Source organism: Gammaproteobacteria bacterium, assembly GCA_003696665.1.
GTDB lineage: Bacteria > Pseudomonadota > Gammaproteobacteria > Enterobacterales.
The window spans coordinates 1-2,540 of the sequence record RFGJ01000202.1; the positions used below are offsets into that span (position 1 = coordinate 1).

The window sequence follows — 2,540 nt, forward strand, 5'->3', positions numbered from 1 at the left end:
CGATCAGCCCAGTCATTGATGACGCAACCGGCAGCTCGCATGATCACCACGCCAAGAAAAAATATGACAACGTGTTTGGCATTTGGGTGGCCGTCTCCGGCGATCAGCAGCCCCGTCATTGTGGGCCATAGTAGCAATAATGTGCCAATAGGCCGATCAAAGCGCATCAGCTGCCAATATGGGCGAAGCCGTTCTCTCAGTGTTCGGAGGGTATCTTGAACCATCATTTCAGCGGACACTCCGGAAGAATGGTTTCCTGAACGAGGATCCAGTGCCAGTCAACGGCGAACAGACTGAGCCTTGACCACAAGGGTTCACTACACTCCAGCGAGCTGATTAGGGGATGTTCTGGAGGAAGCGACAAGCTCTGCGCATGCACTCTGAGGGCACCAAGTCGATCGAAAAGTACCGGACCCAATGGTTGATCGCCGAGCTTTTGGAGTGGAGACAAAGCTGGGCGGCGCGCCGCTGGCAGGGCCACCGTACGTCCAAATAGCCACGGTCTGGTGTCACCTAGGAACACCTCTCGTTGCCACAATCGCTGATTGTAAGGTTGTCCCAATATGTTGGCAATGAAGCGAAAAGTGCGGCCGACAAACTCCCTTCGTTGCAGTACTTTAATGCATCGACCGGATTTCTGCTCAAGCTGCTCGGTCATGGAGCCGCTATATTTAAAGAGAGTTGGGACTTGCTCATCGGTCGGCATCGAGTAGCGTTCCAATGCGGCTGACGATTTTGCGTGAGAGCTATGCTAGCATAAACCCACGCATCTCCAAAAAGGCAACGTGAACCATGTGGCGAATCTGGACCTGTCGGGTTTGTGGATTTCAGTACAGTGAACGTGATGGATTGCCGGAAGAAGGGATTCCGCCGGGAACGCGTTGGGAAGATATACCGGACGACTGGGTATGTCCAGATTGTGGAATGGATAAAAGCGCGTTTGATATGGTGGCAGAAGACGCGGGAGAATAGACGATGAAAAGATGGCTCAATGTATTTTGGCTGGTGGGGGCATTGGCTGTGTATGCTGAGGGACCGCCCCAAAAGCAATTTGTGACCCTCGAACCCTACGTGATCACCAACTATGTGAAACCAAACGGCCGTCTTGGATTTGTCAATGCAGAAGTGGTGCTAGTGGTGCTGGGAGCGGAAGATCAGGCCGCACTTGAAGAAAATCTGCCATTGGTCGAAGACTATGTGACGCAAGTCTTGAGTGCCGCGCCGGAAGAGACGTTGCGTGACGTTAAAAAAAGAAATGGTGAATTGCGGCAAAGTGTGCTCTCTGGCTTACAAAAACTATTGGCCGAGGAAGTTGGTCGCCCGTTAGTGCAGGATGTGCTGTTTACCAAATTTCTTGTTCAATAGGAGCCATGATGCCTTTATGGCTTGATTGAAGGCACGTGTGCGTGCGAGACGCAACGGTCTCGTCTTTGACTGAAGGAGATGTCCCGCGCTCGACTCCGCTTCGTGAAAAAATTACTTGCATTGTGAGATAAATGATCATAACTTCAAGAGTTCGTAGGGAAGCGGCCAAATAGGCAAGGACGGGATCGTTAGTTTTCAGCCCTTTGGGTTGTTTTGGGGAATAACAATAATGAAGAGAAAACCTGATCCTTTGCTGGTTCTTGCCGCGATCGTGATTGTTGGTATTTTGACAACCAGTTTGTTTCAGGGAAAAGAAACGCATAGGGTGGAAGAAACGCAATTCGTGGCCGTGGCACAGGGTTAAGTCTCTGTCATACCAGCGCATCATATAAGGCATCGCAGATTGCGATGCCTTTTTTCCAACTGCACCCAGCAAGGTTCAACCGTCGAAGCATAATCAAGTCCTTTGCATTGGGACAATCGAGCGGCCCGGCGCGTCCACATGGTTCACTGTGGGCATCGTAACATAAGCGTCACGGATGTATTGCGCCTGGACAACAGGTTGCTTTCCAGTCAGGTTTTTGCTATAAAGTGCGCCCTTCGATAGCCCGGTCGGTACTATGAAACGGTTCGGGCGGGGTTTGTAGCAGATTGATTGTTTGGAGGCCGTTATGTCCAGAGTGTGCCAAGTTACCGGAAAGCGTCCGGTTACCGGTAATAATGTTTCTCATGCGAACAACAAGACGCGTCGTCGTTTCTTGCCCAATTTGCAAACACATCGTTTCTGGGTCGAAAGTGAGAAACGTTTTGTGAAGCTGCGTGTTTCTGCGAAGGGGATGCGCATCATTGACAAGAAGGGCATTGAAGCAGTTTTGGCCGAGCTGCGTGCCCGCGGCGAAAAAATCTAAGGAGGCAGAACATGCGCGATAAAATCAAGCTTGTATCGACTGCCGGCACAGGTCACTTTTACACCACGACCAAGAACAAGCGCAACATGCCTGGCAAGTTTGAAATCAAGAAATTCGATCCGGTGATTCGTAAGCACGTGATCTACAAGGAAGCCAAAATCAAGTAACTGTTTAGGCCTCCAAAACAGAAAGCCCAGCTCTCTGAGCTGGGCTTTTTTGTGGCTCATAAAGCTTGTCGCACCACAAGATGGCGACTATGCTCATAGA

General features: G+C 50.5%; 6 protein-coding genes. 4 read left to right on the forward strand and 2 right to left on the reverse strand.

The features are described from left to right. Positions 1-224: 4-hydroxybenzoate octaprenyltransferase (gene ubiA, locus D6694_05880; GenBank protein ID RMH44409.1), on the reverse strand; the 224-nt coding region annotated here is incomplete at its 3' end. After that, positions 224-706 carry a chorismate lyase gene (locus D6694_05885; protein RMH44410.1) on the reverse strand — a complete coding sequence of 161 codons (483 nt, stop codon included), beginning with the start codon at positions 704-706 and terminating at the stop codon, positions 224-226. The genes ubiA and D6694_05885, both read right to left, overlap by 1 nt. An 86-nt stretch (positions 707-792) precedes the next feature. Here D6694_05885 and D6694_05890 point away from each other — a divergent pair, with 86 nt between their 5' ends. From D6694_05890 to rpmG, 4 genes are all read left to right on the forward strand, one after another. Then, a complete protein-coding gene (locus D6694_05890) occupies positions 793-972 on the forward strand; it encodes a rubredoxin (protein ID RMH44411.1) in 180 nt (59 codons plus the stop codon). A 3-nt stretch (positions 973-975) separates the two neighbouring features. After that, the gene (locus tag D6694_05895) at positions 976-1,365 is read left to right on the forward strand and encodes a hypothetical protein (protein ID RMH44412.1); all 390 of its coding nucleotides are present in this window, start codon (positions 976-978) and stop codon (positions 1,363-1,365) included. A 671-nt stretch (positions 1,366-2,036) separates the two neighbouring features. After that, on the forward strand, positions 2,037-2,273 hold the full coding sequence (locus D6694_05900) for a 50S ribosomal protein L28 (GenBank protein RMH44413.1): 237 nt from the start codon (positions 2,037-2,039) through the stop codon (positions 2,271-2,273). A gap of 11 nt (positions 2,274-2,284) precedes the next feature. Continuing rightward, positions 2,285-2,440, forward strand: coding sequence for a 50S ribosomal protein L33 (gene rpmG / locus D6694_05905; protein RMH44414.1), 156 nt, complete (start codon positions 2,285-2,287; stop codon positions 2,438-2,440). Positions 2,441-2,540: the final 100 nt, after the last annotated feature.

Bases quoted from the DNA above. Each gene is read 5' to 3' on its own strand.
- rpmG (RMH44414.1), top strand. From the start codon at position 2,285: ATGCGCGATAAAATCAAGCTTGTATCGACTGCCGGCACAGGTCACTTT.
- D6694_05895 (RMH44412.1), top strand. From the start codon at position 976: ATGAAAAGATGGCTCAATGTATTTTGGCTGGTGGGGGCATTGGCTGTG.
- D6694_05900 (RMH44413.1), top strand. From the start codon at position 2,037: ATGTCCAGAGTGTGCCAAGTTACCGGAAAGCGTCCGGTTACCGGTAAT.
- D6694_05890 (RMH44411.1), top strand. From the start codon at position 793: ATGTGGCGAATCTGGACCTGTCGGGTTTGTGGATTTCAGTACAGTGAA.
- D6694_05885 (RMH44410.1), bottom strand. From the start codon at position 706: ATGCCGACCGATGAGCAAGTCCCAACTCTCTTTAAATATAGCGGCTCC.